Here is a 13,783-nt window from a genome sequence, read left to right as displayed (position 1 = left end):
GCAACGCTGGCCGACTGAACCGCTCACCGGCCATCTGCAGTGCTCAGTCACAGCGGCCATCAACCGCGACAAGAGTCCGCTGCTCGTGTCCCGTCTCATGCGAATCGGCCCCTGGCTCAGGTGATCTGGTCCGTTGGCGCTACTCATGTCACGCCAGACCTCGACCCGCACGGCGATGACACCCCAGGGTCTCGGTGAGCAGCGCGCGCCACTACGGTGGACCGATGGCATCGATCAAGCAGTTCCAAGTCACCTTCGACTGCGCAGAACCTGAGCGCGTCGCTCGTTTCTGGTGCGAGGTGTTGGGGTACGTCGTACCGCCGCCACCGAAGGGGTTTGCCACTTGGAACGATTTCGATCGCTCGCTGCCGCCTGAGGATCAGGGTTCACGGTTCGCATGCATTGATCCATCAGGTGTGGGCCCGCGACTGTTCTTCCAGCGCGTTCCCGAAGGCAAGGTCGCCAAGAACCGGCTGCACCTTGACGTGCGGGTCGGCACCGGCCTCGTGGGTGAAGAGCGCCTCGCCACACTCGAAGCCGAGTGCGCACGACTAGTCCCGCTCGGCGCAGTACGCGTGCGACTACTGCATGACGACAACGACTCGTGCATCGTCATGCAGGACATCGAGGGCAACGAGTTCTGTCTCGACTGAGAGCCGCGAACGTGTCCTCCCAGATCAACTGAGACGGCACCGGGCAACCGTGCGTCCCGGCGCACCTTGAGTGTCCTGATCAGCGACCCGGCACTCGACGAGGACGCCGCGGAACGCATCCGCCGCCTGCTGACCGACACCGGCGCCCAACAGGCCGTCGAACAGCTCGTCCAGGACCGCTGGGAGCTGGCCGAACAAGCCCTCACCAGCGCCCCTTTCGCGCCGCCCGCGATTGGCGTCCTGCGCGACCTCGCCCACCCCGCGATGGCGAGGACCACATGACCCCACCCACCCCGCGCCCCGGGCGCAGGGTGCTGCCGGCCGCGCCGCGCGGCTACTGCGCCGGCGTCGAGCGGGCCGTCCAGACCGTGGAGCAGGCCCTCAAGCTGTACGGTCCGCCCGTCTGTGCGCCCTCCCTTATTCGACTGCCTGACCGCACGCGGGGACGAACTGTTCGAGTTGGTGGACGCGTTGCTGTGTGCGGACGGGCCGGTGAGGGCTCCGGTGGATCTGACGCTGGTGGCCGAGCACCGGCGCGGGCACGGCGCGATGTACGACGCTCTGAACAACGGGAACGTCGATCTCTCCCGTTTGTGTCGCATGCTCGCCCGCGGTCGCATGCTCGCCCGCGGTCGCGTGCGAGTCAACGGTCTGTGCGCACAGATGGTCCGGCCGGTGGGCCGGGCACCCGCAGCAGTGGGGCCCGGTGCCCTCCGGCGTTCGTCGGCGGCGTCAGCCGTGCGGGTCGGCCGTGTCGCGCAGGGACGCCAGGACCGGGCCGTACATGCCCGCCTTGATGGTGCCGAGGGTGTCGCCGGCCTTGCTCAGCAGCGCCTGGGCGATCTCCACGGCCGTGGAGCGCACGGCGTCCTCAGCGACCGCCCGGTCGACGATGCCGACGGCCGCGGCATCCGACCCGCCGTAGCGGCGGGCGGTGACCATGGCCTCGTGTGCGGTCTGCGGCGCCAGCCGGGACTGGATCAGGGCGGACATGCCGGGTGTGAAGGGGATGTTGATGTCGGCCTCGGGCAGACACCAGAAGCCTCGGTCGGCGCGCATGACGCGGAAGTCGTGCGCAAGGGAGAGCATCGCGCCGGCGGCGAAGGTGTGTCCCTGGAGGGCGGCCACGGTGATCATCGGTAGCGACAGCACGCGAGCGAAGAGCTCGTGGACGGAGGCGGTGTAGTCCTGGTGCTGGTCGGCGTGGGCGGACAGCCACTCCAGATCCAGGCCGTTGGAGTAGAACTTGCCCGTCGCGGCGGTTACCAGGGCCCGCGGTCCTTCCGCATTCTCCACCTCGTCCAAGGCGGCGTTGACGGACGCGATCCAGTCGGGGTGGAAGCGGTTCTCACCGTCCCCGAGATCGAGCACGAAGACGTTGTTGTGGCGGTCAAGGGTAGGCATGTGAGCTCCTGGAAGGGTTGTGCGGTGTTGAGGGAACGGCGAGTTGGGCATCGGGCTGGTGCGGGGGCACGGCCGAAGCGTGTGCCCCCGGGTCGGGCGGGCCGGTCAGGGCGTCGGCCGACAGCGTTCTTCCGCGCCGGGCGGTCGACGGTGGTGAGTCGGTGCGCCACTGGCGCTGGTGGAGCACCACGCCCCGCGCTTCGGCCGCCGTGCTCATCACGCCGCCTCCTCTTCCGGCGCGCCGGGTATCGCTCCCCGGGCGCGCAGCTCGGCGATCTCGGCGGGGCCGAATCCCAGCTCGGCGAGGATCTCGCCGGTGTGCTCGCCCAGTTCCGGCGCTCGCTTCGCGGGCACCTTCGGTACGCCTCGCAGGTTGACCGGGCTGTTGACGGTTTCCTTCAGCCCGGGGACCCCTTCCAGCGGTACGACGATGTCGTTCGCGCGCAGCTGAGGGTCCCGCGCGGCCTCCTCCGGTGTCTGAATGAGGCTGTAGGTGATGCGTTCCCGGTCCAGGGCGTCCTTCCAGTGGGCGAAGGGCCGTGAGCGGAACTCGGTGTCGAGCAGCTCGCTCACCGCGGCGGCGTTCTTGACCAAGGCGTCGATGTCCGCGAAACGGGGATCCTCCAGCAGCTCGGGGTGTCCGACGGCCCGCGTCAGTCTGGGCCAGTGCACGGATGAGGTTGCCAGCATGAACCACTGGCCGTCCGCGGTCCGGTAGGGGTTGGTCAGCGCGTTCACGGGCGTGTTGCGGTCGTGCAGCTCGAACGGTGTGCCGTCGGCGAGCGCGCCGGCCACGAGCGTGCCCGTGGCCCAGACGCCCGTGGCGAGCAGCGACGTCCCGACACTGGCCCCCTGTCCCGTCCGCTCACGGCGGTACAGGGCCGTTGCGATCGCCGCGTAGATGGCGATCGCCGACGTGTAGTCGCCGCTGCCCCAGACCGGCACGGTCGGCGGGGCTCCCGCGTCCCGGGTGGAGGCCAGCAGCCCGCTGCGCGACCAGTGGGCGGTCAGGTCGAAGCCCGGCTGCCCGGCGTCGGGGCCGGTATCCCCGAAGCCGGTGATGTCGGCGTAGACGACCCGCGGGTTCCAGCCCGCGACCTGCTCGTAGTCGAGGTGCAGCTTCTCGCGCGTACCGTGCGGGAAGTTGGTGATCACCACGTCGGCCCACTCGACGAGGCGCTTGAGGATCCCGGTGGTCGCCGGGGACTTCAGGTCGATCACCATGCCGCGCTTGTTGCGGTTGGCGAGGTGCCAGCTGTAGTTGGCCTGTGCCCGGGGGCTGGGCGGCACGGAGCTCAGCCGCCGCTGGGGGTCGCCCTGCCCCGGCGGCTCGATCTTGATGACGTCCGCTCCGAAGTCGGAGAGCACGGTGGCCGCGGCCGGTCCCGCGATGTAGGTCGACGCGTCGAGGACCTTCAGGCCGGTGAAGACGGATTCGATGGTCATCGTATTCACCCCACGAAGGCGCTGTGGCCGGTGATGGACTTGCCGACGATGAGGGTCTGCATCTGGTGCGTGCCCTCGTAGGAGTACAGGGCCTCGGCGTCGGAGAAGAACCGGGCGACGTCGTACTCGAGGAGGATGCCGTTGCCGCCGAAGATCTCGCGGCTCCAGGCGACGACCTCCCGCATCCGCGCCGCGACGAACTCCTTGGCCAGCGCGGAGTGCTCGTCACGGAAGATGCCCTGGTCCTGCAGCCGGGCGAGCTGCACCAGCATGCCCCACGAGGCGGTGATGTTGCCCAGGCTCTTCACCAGCAGATCCTGCACCATCTGGAACTTGGCGATCGGACGGCCGAAGGCCACGCGCTGCTTGGCGTAGTCCAGCGCGAGTTCATAGGCGCCGATCATGACGCCCAGGGACTGCCAGGCGACCCCGCTGCGCGTCTGGCGCAGGATCTCGGCGACGTCCCGGAAGCCCTTGATGTTCTGCAGCCGGTTCGCCTCCGGCACGCGGACGTCGGTCAGGGTGATCTCGGCGTTCTGCACGATCCGCAGCGCGATCTTGCCCTCGATCTTCACCGGCTTGAAGCCGGGGGTGCCCTTCTCGACGACGAAGCCCTTGACCTTGTTGTCGTCGACGTCCCGCGCGAAGACCACGACGTAGTCGGCGAAGGTGGCGTTGCCGATCCACTTCTTGGCGCCGTTGATGACCCAGGTGTCGCCCTCGCGCCTGGCGGTGGTGCGCATGCCGCCCGATACGTCGGAGCCGCCGAGCGGTTCGGTCAGCGCGAACGCGCCGATCTTCTCCATCGTGGCCATGGCGGGCAGCCACCTGTCGTGCTGCTCCTGGTCGCCGCCGTAGTAGATGGAGTAGAAACCGAGCCCGTTGTGGACGCCGAAGAACGTGGCGACCGAGGCGTCGACGCGGCCCAGCTCCGTGGCGAGCATGCCACCGAGCAGATGACTGGCGGCCGCCTGATGCTCGCCGTAGCCCTCGTAGGCCAGGGCGGCCAGCCCGCTGCCGCGGAACTTGTCGATCAGCTCGACGGGGAACTCGGCCTTGCCCCAGTACTCGTTGACGAGCGGCTTGACCTCCTCGCGCAGGAAGGCGCGGGCCTTGAGGAGGATCTTGCGCTCGTCGTCCGAGAGCAGCGTCTGGTAGCGGTAGAAGTCGGCGGCCGGCAGGTCGTCCAGCGGCGCGGCGGGGGTGGGGACGGGGGTGGTGGGGACGGGGGCGGTGGCGGTGGTGGTCATCTCAGTTCTCCTTGTGGTGCTGGTTGCGGCGGATGTCTTCGAGGGCGGACAGGACGGCGAGTTGCCGGCGGTCGCGGGCTTCGGCGAGGTCGGCGTACGGCGTGGCGGCGTATGCCTTCTCCACCGCTTGGACGACCCGCTCCTGGTCCTCGGGGTCCTGCGAGGGCTGCCCGAGGTCCATCTGCTGCAGGGACGATCCGATGTGTGCGGTGATGTGGCGGTAGCCGCCGGGGCCGCCGCCCAGGTGCGCGCCCAGGAACGGACCGACCGTCGCCCAGCGGATGCCGAGCGAGTGGGTCACGACGGTGTCCAGGTCCTCGGGGCTCACCACGCCCTGCTGGACGAGGCGGACGGCCTGGCGGCTGAGCGCGTTCTGGAGCCGGTTGCCCACGAACCCGGGGATCTCCTGGCGTTCGACGACGGGCGTGCGGCCGACGGCGGTGTAGAAGTCGACGGCCGCCTGCACGGCTTCCTCGGTGGTGCGTTCGCCGGGCACGACCTCGACGAGCGGCAGCAGGTGGGGCGGGTTGAAGGGGTGCCCGATGAGGACACGGCCCGCGTCTTGGAGCTCCGTGGTGAAGGCGGTCGCCGGGATCGCCGACGACGAGCTCAGCAGCAGCGCGTGGCCGGGAGCCTCCCGGACCAGCCGGGCGAACAGCTCCTGCTTGAACTCGACGCGCTCGGGCCCGTTCTCCTGGACGACGTCCGCGTCCCGGACTGCTTCGGTGATGCCTGCCGCGAGATGGACGCGGTCGGCGAGGCCGTCGGTGTCCAGGCCCTGTGCGGCCAGGTGCGGACCGAACGCGGCAAGGGCCTCGGCGACCGCCTCCGGCAGGTCGGGGCGGGGATCGCTGACATGGACGGTGAGGCCGTGTGCGGCGAACAGCGCCGTCCAGGACAGTCCGATGGTGCCCGCGCCGATCACGGCGGCGGTACGGAATGGGTGCGTCACTGCGCGTCTCCCTTCAGGTGGTCGAAGACCGGCTCGACGGGGGCGAGGGTCAGGTCGGTGAGGATCCCGGCGCTGAAGGTGTTGCCGGCGCCGCTCAGCACTCCGGCCCGAAGCCCCGGGTCGGTCTCCAGTTCGTCCAGTGCCTCGGCCAGGAGTGCGGCGCCCTCGGCGTTGACGGAGTTGCGTGCCTGCGGGCGATCGATCGTGATCAGCAGGGTGGTGCCCGCCCGGTGGGTGCGCACGTCGGTGGTGCTCATGGGTTGCTTCTCTCCGTGGTACGGGGGAGTGGGGGTTCAGCGGTCGGACAGCTCGGCGAGGACGTCGGCGGTGTCCTGGCCCGGTACCGGGGCCAGACGGCGGATCGAACCGGGCGTGGCGGAGAACCGCACCGGGATCCCGATCGTGCGCACCGGCCCCTCGGTCGGGTGGACGACCGTCTCCAGCAGATGGCCGTCGCGGACGTAGGGGTCCTCGTGGGCGTGCTCCAGCTCCAGCACGGAAGCCATCGGGATGCTGTGCTCGGCGCACACCTGCGCCCATTCCGCCGTGGTCAGCGCCGGCGCACACTCGTCGACCAGCCTGGCCAGGGCATCAAGGTCGGCCATGTCGACGGCCTGCCCGTTGACCCGGGGGTCCGCGGCGAGGTCCGGTCGCCCGGCGGCGACGAAGAAGTCGCGGAAGTTCTGCGGGGTGTAGGGGACGACGCAGGCCAGGCCGTCCTTGGTGCGCCGCGCCCGGTGCTCCTTCGACATCGACCTCGGATGGCCCGTGGGCCCCACCGCCGGCTCGAACTCGTGCCCGGCCAGATGCTCGACCAGGTTGAACGCGAGCAGCGTGTCGGTCATCGGGATCTCGATGTGCTGGCCCTGCCCGGTGCAGCGGCGGTGCAGCAGGGCGGCGAGCACGCTGTAGACGATGGTCAGCGCGGAGACCTTGTCCGCGATGATCGTCGGCAGGTACACCGGCGTGCCCAGCGCACGGTGGGTGATGTCGACCAGCCCGGACGCGGCCTGCACGGTCTCGTCGTAGGCGGCGTTTCCGGCCCGGTCGGAGTCGCTGCGGAAGCCCTGACCGTGGGCGTAGACCAGGCCCGGGTTGCGCGCGGCGACGTCCGCGTAGGTCAGGCCCAGCCGGTGCAGCGCGGCCGGCCGCATGTTGGTGATCAGCACGTCCGCCGTGTCGATCAGCTTCAGGGCCTGCTCGTGCTGCCGTGGGTCCTTGAGATCGAGGGTGACACTGCGCTTGTTGCGGTTGACGTTCAGGTTCAGCGCGGTCATGCCCGGCGTGCCGCGATACCGGCCCACCCGTACGGTGTCGGAGGGCGACTCGATCTTGATCACGTCGGCACCGAGGTCGCCGAGGATCTGGGCCGCGTACGGCCCCATCACCACGGTCGACAGGTCGATCACCCGCACCGCTTCGAGCGGCCCGGCGACGAAGGATTCCGTCATTCTCTCCTCCTTCAGCGTCGCGTTCTATTGCTTCTGACACGCAACGCTAAATGAAGGGCAGCAGGAGGCGGAATTATCAAAAAGGAAACAGCGGTGTGACCGCAGCGGTCACACCGCTGACCGAAACGTCTCCGGTGGCGCTTTCCGAGTTCCGAGGACTCAATCTATGATCACGGGCCCATCGAAAACCTCGCGCGCGGCGGCGACAAGGTCCTTGAGATCGCCGTCGGCGCGGTCGCGGCGCCACACGAGGGCAGTTTCCAGCCGGGGATAGAAGTCCGTGAACGGCAGTACCGTCACGTTCTCCAGCTGATATCCGTGTATCGGATTTTCCGGGGAAAGAATGGAAATGCAGAACGCCATGCCGCTGGAAATCACTTCGGAAACCCCGTTGTAACCGGTGTCGGTGAGACACAGCCGATGCCGGACACCGCCCTCTGCCAGCGCGCGATCGAGGACGTCGAAATACGCGACCCGCACCTCCTTGGGCGGGGCGACATACGCAAGGTCCGCCAGATCGGCGAGGGCGACGGAGTCCCGCCCGGCGAACCGGTCGGCCGGCACCGCCGCCCCCATGCGCTCCGACATCGCACTCACCTGCTCCAGAGCCGGGTCGCTGAACGGCAGCCGGGCCAGCGCGAGCGCGAGTTTTCCTTCGCGGACGCCGGCCACCAGGGCCTGAGTGCTGCCGGGCCAGCGCTGGAGCTCGAACTGCTCCCGGACGCGTTCGGCAAGTGTGCCGACCCGCGACCGGAGTTCGGGGTGCAGTCCCGGGGGCACGCCGATGAGCACGGTGTCGCGCTGCTCCTGTGTCGCCTCACGCAGCCGCCACGGGATCGAGCCGAACTGGTCGAGCACGTCGCGCGCGATCGGAAGGAGCGCCGAGCCGACCGGGGTGAGCGTGACACTGCGCGTGTCGCGGTCGAACAGCTGCTGCCCGAGTTCGCGCTCCAGGTCCCTGATGCGCTGACTCAGAGGTGACGTCGCCATGTGGAGCCGCCGGGCCGCAGCCGAGAAGTTCAGCTCCTCAGCGACCGCGACAAAATAGCGCAAATGCAGCATTTCCACGTCTTCAACGGTAGCCCCGCTCTGCCGGCGAAGCCGGACCGTTCACGAGAGTGACCAGCGGCCGCAGGGCCGGCTTTCCATCGGTTCGCCCTCCCGACCAAGTGGACGGAAGGGCGGCTGCGCCCCGGACGGCTCCGACGTCGAACCCGTCTCGGTGTGGGAGCGTGCCAGTGGCAACGCCGAGGAGCACCTGAAGGTCTTCGGCCGCCCCGAGCAGCTCGCGGCCTGGCGGGAGAACCGCCCCTACGTCGCCGAAGTCACCGCGTGAGCAAACCGAAGGAGAGTCGCTCATGACCGCATTCCCCACCGCGCAAGCCGTGCGGACCACCCCCGAGGGCCTGCTGTGGGAGCCGAGCGAGCGCTGGGTGCGCGGCCGCAAGGGTGACGTCACGGTCGTCGACAGCCGCCACCCCGTCCTCATCTGGGAGCCGGGTGTTCCCGTACCGCTGTACGCGTTCCCGCGTGCGGAGGTGCGCGAGGAACTCCTCCGCCCCGCGAAGAACCCACCGACCGGCACGCATTCCGGCTCGCGGATCTTCTACGACGTCGAAGTCGACGGCGAGCTGCTGGAGAACGCCGCCTGGACCTTCCCGGCCGCCGACCTGGCCGGCCACATCGCCTTCGAGTGGTTCCGGCGTGTCGGGCGGGGCCTGGACCACTGGTACGAGGAAGAGGAAGAGATCTTCATCCACCCCCGTGACCCGCACAAGCGGGTGGACGCCATCCCCAGCAGCCGGCACCTCGTGGTCGAGATCGACGGCACGGCCGTCGCGGACACCCACCGGCCGGTCCTGCTCTTCGAGACCGGCCTGCCCACCCGCTACTACATCCCGCGCGAGGACGTCCGCCTCGACCTGCTCACCCCCACCGACCATCACACCGGCTGCCCGTACAAGGGCTCCGCCGAGTACTGGTCGTGGCGCGGCGAGGGCGACGTCCCGCCCAACCTCGTCTGGAGCTACCCGGCCCCGCTGCCCGCGGTCGGCGCCGTCCAGGGGCTCCTCGCCTTCTACAACGAGGCGGTCGACATCACCCTCGACGGCGCACGGGTGGAGCGCCCCGTCACCCACTTCACCAAGGCGCTCACGCAGCAGGCGCGCCCATGACGGGAGCGCCGGAGGCGGCATCCCGCCCCCGCCGCCGACCGCGGACGACGGCGACGGCGACGGCGACGGGAGTCAGGAAACGCGTGTCCCGTCAGGGCCGTCCTCCGCGCTCCAGCGGGATCCTCTCGCCCGTCTCGATCGCGACCGCCAGCCGGTTCTCGGCCGGCGGCAGCGGGCAGGTGGCCAGGTCCGTGTAGGCGCAGGGCAGGTTGGCGGCGCGGTTGAAGTCGATCGTCACCCCGCCCTCGGCGTCGGGGGCGGGGATCTGGAGGGAGCGGTTCGCCGCGTACGTGGTCACGCCGGAGGTCTGGTCGGTGAACAGCACCATCAGGGCGCCGGGCGTCCGGCCGTTGAAGGCGGTGAGCCGGTGCGGTGTGCCGTCCAGTTCGAACGCGACCTGGCCGGGGGAGTCGTAGACATGCTCCAGACCCTCGACGGCGGCACCGACGGTCACCGGGCGCGGGGAGTCGAAGGGCAGGAAGCGGCCGGAGAGGACCCAGCGCGGGGCGGGCTCGTAGGCCGGCGTGCCGGTGAAGGCCGTACGCAGCGGGTTGCCGGGGTGGCGGGGCCGCACGATGTCGTGCCCGCCGCGCTTGGCGACCTCGATCATCGCGTCGCCCCAGCGGACGTACACACTGCCGCGTTCGGGCAGGACCCCGAAGTCGTGGCGGCCGTGCACCACTTGCTCGTCGACGGTGATCTCCTCGCCCTCGTCGAGCTGGACCACGACCCCGTCGGTGGTGCCCGACCATGCGCCGGGCGCGTCCTCGAACCGGGTGGGCTCGTCGCTGAGCCAGTGCAGGCTGGTGATCGCGAGGAATCCGTGCGGGCCGGCCAGCACTGCCTCCTTCTGCCGGTGCCACTCCTCCCACTCCTGGACGAAGCTCACCCGCTCGACGTCTTGGACGGTCATGTCTGCTCCCTCTTGCTGCACATGGTGTTCTTCGTGCAACCGCCGCGCCGGCCCAGGCCATCCCGCCAGAGGGAACTCTTGATGTCGAGAGAATTGTCGATCTACGGTGAGCGCGAGCTACGAGTTCCGGTGATCAAGCCCTGGCTGGCTGGCTGGCTGGCTGGTGGCCGGCCGGACGGACGGCAACCCCCGACGCAACGGGGTGCCCCAGGTGAAGGCCCGGGGATTTCCCTGCTCTGCAGGCGCGTTTCCTCGACGGCTCGGCCTGGATGTTCTGAGCGGGGCCGGTCCTGCTTGCCGAAGACGTCTCGTCACCGCTGTCCGTACGTGTGCAGTGCCAGGCGGACGCGCAGACGGCTCAGGCGGTCGATCTCGGCGTCGAGGGCCGCGAGTCTGCGGTCGACCACCCCGGAGCCGGGGACGTCGGAGTCGGGGCGCCCGCACCGCCGTTGGGGATTCTCGACCAGCAGCCCGATCCGGTCGGCGATACTGCGCAGGTCCCCGACGGTGAGCCCGAGCGCCAGCAGCTCACGGATGACACGGACTCTGGCCACCTCGTCCGGCCCGTACTCACGTTGCCCGGTGGCCGTGCGCCGCGGTGGTGGCAGCAGGCCCCGTTCCTCGTAGAACCGCAGGGCCCGCGGAGTCGTCCCCGCCGCTGCCGCCGCTGCCGCCGCTGCCGCCGCTTCCCCGATCCGCATGTCCGACCTCGCGCCTCAGCCTCCGTCGCCGCGACCGTGCGCGACGACGCATCACCGTGGCGGCAACTCCACGACGACAGTCCCGAAGTACCGCCCCTCGAACAGTTCCTGCAACGCCCGAGGGGCCTGGTCCATGCCCGACATCCGTACATGCGGGAAGGTGATCTCGCCGGAGCGCAGCCAGCCCCCGAAGCGTTCGGTCCATTCCCGCGTCACGTCGGGATGATCCTGTCCGCTGTAGCCGTGCAGCGAGATGCCCTGGTTGACGAGCCGGAAGGTGTCGATCTCCGCGGGGGCGCTGCCACCGTCCCGGCGCGGCGACAACTGTCCTGACAGCGCGCCCACCAGTGCGAAGCGGGCACCTCGGCGCGCGGCGCGCACGGCCGCGGTCAGCTGCTCACCGCCCACGGTGTCCAGCAGCACGTCGATCCCGTCCGGCGCCGCCGCGGCCAGTTGCTCGTCGATCGCGCGGGGGCCCGGCACCACGACCGCGTCGTAGCCCAGTTCGGCCCGCAGCCGCTCGGCCTTGTCCGGTGAGCGGGTGCTCCCGATGACCCTCGCGGCGCCCAGCAGACGTGCGACGGGGCCCGCCAGCGTTCCCACGGCTCCCGCCGCGCCCGTGACGAACACGGTGTCTCCGGACCGGACCTGAGCGAGCCGGGTCAGTGCTCCGTAGGCAGCCGGCCCGGACGACAGGTGGGCCACCGGGTCGGGCAGGACATCGCCCGGCGGAATGCAGTCGGACGCCGCCACCAGCGCGAGTTCGCGCCACCCGAGCAGATGCGTGACCACGTCCCCGGGGCGCAACGGCCCGCCCGGCGCGGCCGCGACGACCTCACCGACCGCGGGACCGAACAGCGTGTCGCCGGCGTGGATGCGGGGCAGCGGTACGCCGTCGGCCTGGGCGCCGATCAGGGTGCGCAGCCCGGGGAACACGAGGAAGTACCGGTTCCGGACGACGACTTGCCCGGGACCGGGACCGGGGACCGGCTTCTGCGCGACCGTGAAGTGCTCGGGCCCGGGCAGTCCGCCGGGTGCGGCGGCCAGCAGGATTTCGCGGGTCGTGGAGGGCAGGACAGTGGCCATGGTCGGGTCTCCTGAACGGGATCGAGGGTGAGCGCGGGCCGTGACAGCCGGACCGGTCCGGCTGCGGGCGCGCAGACGCTAACCCCTGACGTGCGCGTCAAAGGCAAGACAGTCGCGGTGCCGCGCGACATCAGGTACCAACTCCTCTGCAAGTACGGTGTGTTCGCCCAGTGCGGTGCCGTGCCGTGCCGACGCGAACGCTCCGTTGACACCCTCCGCCCCACGTGCTTGCATCCCGGCATGCCGTCGCCGGAGCCTCTGACTCGCCGCCGCGCCGTGGACCTCGTCCGGGTCGCTGCCGCGCTGTGTCGGACGAGCGGCTGATCACGGGCTTTCCCGCGTCTCCAGCAACAGGCCCGCTGGGCAAGCACGTTGTGCACGCGCCCCCCTCGCACTGTTCCCGCCCTCTCCTGACGAGGACCTGCCATGCCTGCACGCACCCCCGTCGACCACCACCACGAAACCGACTACGACCGCCGAAGGCTGCGCCAGTGGCTGGCCGGTGAGGCCAGGGCCGACGGCGTCACCCGCCGCCGGCTGCTCACTCTGCTCGCCGCCACCGCCGCCGGGACCGCGCTCGGCGGCCGGCAGCCCGCCCGCGCCGCCGCCGGAATCGTCAAGCCGCTGCCGCCCGAGTGGTTCATCGAGCGCGGCACCAACGCCGAGACCCGCTGGGAGGCGTTGCGCGGAACCGGCCACCACACCCCCAACGAGCTGTTCTTCGTGCGCAACCACACCGCCACCCCCGTCCTGGAAGCCGACGACTGGCGGCTGCGGCTGTGGGGGGAGCGGTCTGCGCGGCAGCCCCGGCGAGGACCGGCCGGTGGAATTCGGGTACGACGATCTGCGAGCCCTGCCGGCCGTCACCCGTACCGCCTTCGTCGAGTGCGCCGGAAACGGCCGCTCCTTCTACACGACGCAGCAGGGCGAGACCGTCACCGGCACCGCGTGGACCTTGGGAGCGATCGGCGTCGCGCGCTGGCGCGGGGCGCGGCTGGCCGACGTGCTGCGCAGGGCCGGGCTGTCCCACCACGCCGTGGACGTGCAGCCGCGTGGCCTGGACGCCGAGTACGTCAGCGGCGGCGAGAGTCTGGGCCGGGTACGCCGCCCGCTGCCGCTGGCCAAAGCGCTGGACGACGTACTGCTCGCGTACGAGATGAACGGTGAGCCGCTTCCGTACGACCACGGCCGTCCGGTACGGGTGCTGGTGCCCTCCTGGGTGGGGATCGCGTCGGTCAAGTGGGTCGGCGACATCGAGGTGTCCGCGCAGCCGCTCTACTCGCCCTGGAACACCACCTTCTACCGGCTGTTCGGCCCCTCCTACCCGGAGGGCGGCAGCGCGCCGCTCACCCGGCAGGCGACGAAGAGCGCCTTCGAGCTGGCGAGCGGGGCCACGTTCCCGGCGGGTCGCAGACACGTACTGCACGGACGGTCGTGGTCGGGCGCGGGCGCCGTCGCCCGGGTCGACGTCAGCACCGACGGCGGGGCGAACTGGCGGCCGGCCCGCCTGCACGACCGGCCCCGCACCGGCACCTGGACCCGCTGGTCCCTCGGCTGGCAGCCCGACGCACCCGGCGCCACCCATCTGCTCGCCCGCGCCACGGACACGGCCGGCCGTACTCAGCCGGACAGCGCCGTGCCCAACACCCAGGGCTACCTGTTCGACGCGGTGGTCCGCCACCCGGTGAGCGTGGTGTGACGGATCGTGGTCCCGGTCCAAGGCCGGAGGGTTGCCCGGAAGATTCATGCACCT

13 protein-coding genes and 3 pseudogenes are annotated in these 13,783 nt (G+C 70.5%); 6 read left to right on the top strand and 10 right to left on the bottom strand.

The annotated features are described in order from the left end of the window. The first annotated feature begins 224 nt into the window (after positions 1-224). The 4 genes and pseudogenes from RV986_RS53030 to RV986_RS53015 form a co-directional block, all read left to right on the top strand. The gene (locus RV986_RS53030; protein WP_475924842.1) at positions 225-653 is read left to right on the top strand and encodes a VOC family protein; all 429 of its coding nucleotides are present in this window, start codon (positions 225-227) and stop codon (positions 651-653) included. A 66-nt stretch (positions 654-719) separates the two neighbouring features. After that, positions 720-935, top strand: coding sequence for a hypothetical protein (locus tag RV986_RS53025; protein WP_475924841.1), 216 nt, complete (start codon positions 720-722; stop codon positions 933-935). Further along, a pseudogene (locus RV986_RS53020) lies at positions 932-1,057 on the top strand (4-hydroxy-3-methylbut-2-enyl diphosphate reductase); the annotation flags it as partial. The gene RV986_RS53025 and the pseudogene RV986_RS53020, both read left to right, overlap by 4 nt. Then, positions 1,057-1,262, top strand: a pseudogene (locus tag RV986_RS53015) (transposase); the annotation flags it as partial. The pseudogenes RV986_RS53020 and RV986_RS53015, both read left to right, overlap by 1 nt. Positions 1,263-1,385: 123 nt before the next feature. On the opposite strand, the gene RV986_RS53010 reads toward RV986_RS53015, so the two are convergent. The 7 genes from RV986_RS53010 to RV986_RS52980 all read right to left on the bottom strand — a co-directional run bounded on the left by RV986_RS53010 (position 1,386) and on the right by RV986_RS52980 (position 8,218). Continuing rightward, positions 1,386-2,057, bottom strand: a complete 672-nt coding sequence (locus RV986_RS53010) for an enoyl-CoA hydratase-related protein (RefSeq protein WP_475924840.1) — start codon at positions 2,055-2,057, stop codon at positions 1,386-1,388. Between the two features lie 216 nt (positions 2,058-2,273). Then, positions 2,274-3,503: a CaiB/BaiF CoA transferase family protein gene (locus RV986_RS53005; protein ID WP_475924839.1), complete on the bottom strand. Its 1,230-nt coding sequence runs from the start codon at positions 3,501-3,503 to the stop codon at positions 2,274-2,276. A gap of 5 nt (positions 3,504-3,508) precedes the next feature. Then, positions 3,509-4,753 carry an acyl-CoA dehydrogenase family protein gene (locus RV986_RS53000; protein WP_475924838.1) on the bottom strand — a complete coding sequence of 415 codons (1,245 nt, stop codon included), beginning with the start codon at positions 4,751-4,753 and terminating at the stop codon, positions 3,509-3,511. A 1-nt stretch (position 4,754) separates the two neighbouring features. Continuing rightward, positions 4,755-5,705 carry a 3-hydroxyacyl-CoA dehydrogenase NAD-binding domain-containing protein gene (locus RV986_RS52995; protein WP_475924837.1) on the bottom strand — a complete coding sequence of 317 codons (951 nt, stop codon included), beginning with the start codon at positions 5,703-5,705 and terminating at the stop codon, positions 4,755-4,757. Next, positions 5,702-5,962 carry an enoyl-CoA hydratase-related protein gene (locus tag RV986_RS52990; RefSeq protein ID WP_475924836.1) on the bottom strand — a complete coding sequence of 87 codons (261 nt, stop codon included), beginning with the start codon at positions 5,960-5,962 and terminating at the stop codon, positions 5,702-5,704. Before RV986_RS52990 ends, RV986_RS52995 begins: the two co-directional genes overlap by 4 nt. Before the next feature lie 36 nt (positions 5,963-5,998). Then, entirely contained in the window at positions 5,999-7,156 is a 1,158-nt protein-coding gene (locus RV986_RS52985) for a CaiB/BaiF CoA transferase family protein (protein WP_475924835.1), read from the bottom strand. A gap of 159 nt (positions 7,157-7,315) precedes the next feature. Next, the gene (locus RV986_RS52980) at positions 7,316-8,218 is read right to left on the bottom strand and encodes a LysR family transcriptional regulator (protein ID WP_475924924.1); all 903 of its coding nucleotides are present in this window, start codon (positions 8,216-8,218) and stop codon (positions 7,316-7,318) included. A 296-nt stretch (positions 8,219-8,514) separates the two neighbouring features. Between RV986_RS52980 and RV986_RS52975 the strand changes: the two genes are divergently transcribed. Beyond that, positions 8,515-9,330 (top strand): DUF427 domain-containing protein, encoded by an 816-nt coding sequence (locus tag RV986_RS52975; RefSeq protein ID WP_475924834.1) that lies wholly within the window; start codon positions 8,515-8,517, stop codon positions 9,328-9,330. Between the two features lie 91 nt (positions 9,331-9,421). Here the strand turns inward: RV986_RS52975 and RV986_RS52970 are convergent, their stop codons facing one another. The 3 genes from RV986_RS52970 to RV986_RS52960 form a co-directional block, all read right to left on the bottom strand. Next, a complete protein-coding gene (locus RV986_RS52970; RefSeq protein ID WP_475924833.1) occupies positions 9,422-10,243 on the bottom strand; it encodes a DUF1684 domain-containing protein in 822 nt (273 codons plus the stop codon). Positions 10,244-10,554: 311 nt separating this feature from the next. Beyond that, positions 10,555-10,944, bottom strand: coding sequence for a MerR family transcriptional regulator (locus RV986_RS52965; protein WP_475924832.1), 390 nt, complete (start codon positions 10,942-10,944; stop codon positions 10,555-10,557). Between the two features lie 51 nt (positions 10,945-10,995). After that, positions 10,996-12,030: an MDR family NADP-dependent oxidoreductase gene (locus tag RV986_RS52960; protein WP_475924831.1), complete on the bottom strand. Its 1,035-nt coding sequence runs from the start codon at positions 12,028-12,030 to the stop codon at positions 10,996-10,998. A 426-nt stretch (positions 12,031-12,456) separates the two neighbouring features. On the opposite strand from RV986_RS52960, the pseudogene RV986_RS52955 reads away from it, so the two are divergent. Then, positions 12,457-13,729, top strand: a pseudogene (locus RV986_RS52955) (sulfite oxidase). Positions 13,730-13,783 lie beyond the last annotated feature (54 nt).

It is taken from the genome of Streptomyces sp. RLA012 (assembly GCF_056270325.1).
Note: the sequence above shows the minus strand (reverse complement) of the source record. Positions and strands in the feature narration are given on the sequence as shown.

What these genes read in the sequence shown, in the direction of transcription:
- RV986_RS53030 (WP_475924842.1), top strand. Translation starts at nt 225, where the DNA reads ATGGCATCGATCAAGCAGTTCCAAGTCACCTTCGACTGCGCAGAACCT.
- RV986_RS53010 (WP_475924840.1), bottom strand. Translation starts at nt 2,057, where the DNA reads ATGCCTACCCTTGACCGCCACAACAACGTCTTCGTGCTCGATCTCGGG.
- RV986_RS53005 (WP_475924839.1), bottom strand. Translation starts at nt 3,503, where the DNA reads ATGACCATCGAATCCGTCTTCACCGGCCTGAAGGTCCTCGACGCGTCG.
- RV986_RS53000 (WP_475924838.1), bottom strand. Translation starts at nt 4,753, where the DNA reads ATGACCACCACCGCCACCGCCCCCGTCCCCACCACCCCCGTCCCCACC.
- RV986_RS52990 (WP_475924836.1), bottom strand. Translation starts at nt 5,962, where the DNA reads ATGAGCACCACCGACGTGCGCACCCACCGGGCGGGCACCACCCTGCTG.
- RV986_RS52985 (WP_475924835.1), bottom strand. Translation starts at nt 7,156, where the DNA reads ATGACGGAATCCTTCGTCGCCGGGCCGCTCGAAGCGGTGCGGGTGATC.
- RV986_RS52980 (WP_475924924.1), bottom strand. Translation starts at nt 8,218, where the DNA reads ATGCTGCATTTGCGCTATTTTGTCGCGGTCGCTGAGGAGCTGAACTTC.
- RV986_RS52975 (WP_475924834.1), top strand. Translation starts at nt 8,515, where the DNA reads ATGACCGCATTCCCCACCGCGCAAGCCGTGCGGACCACCCCCGAGGGC.
- RV986_RS52970 (WP_475924833.1), bottom strand. Translation starts at nt 10,243, where the DNA reads ATGACCGTCCAAGACGTCGAGCGGGTGAGCTTCGTCCAGGAGTGGGAG.
- RV986_RS52965 (WP_475924832.1), bottom strand. Translation starts at nt 10,944, where the DNA reads ATGCGGATCGGGGAAGCGGCGGCAGCGGCGGCAGCGGCGGCAGCGGCG.
- RV986_RS52960 (WP_475924831.1), bottom strand. Translation starts at nt 12,030, where the DNA reads ATGGCCACTGTCCTGCCCTCCACGACCCGCGAAATCCTGCTGGCCGCC.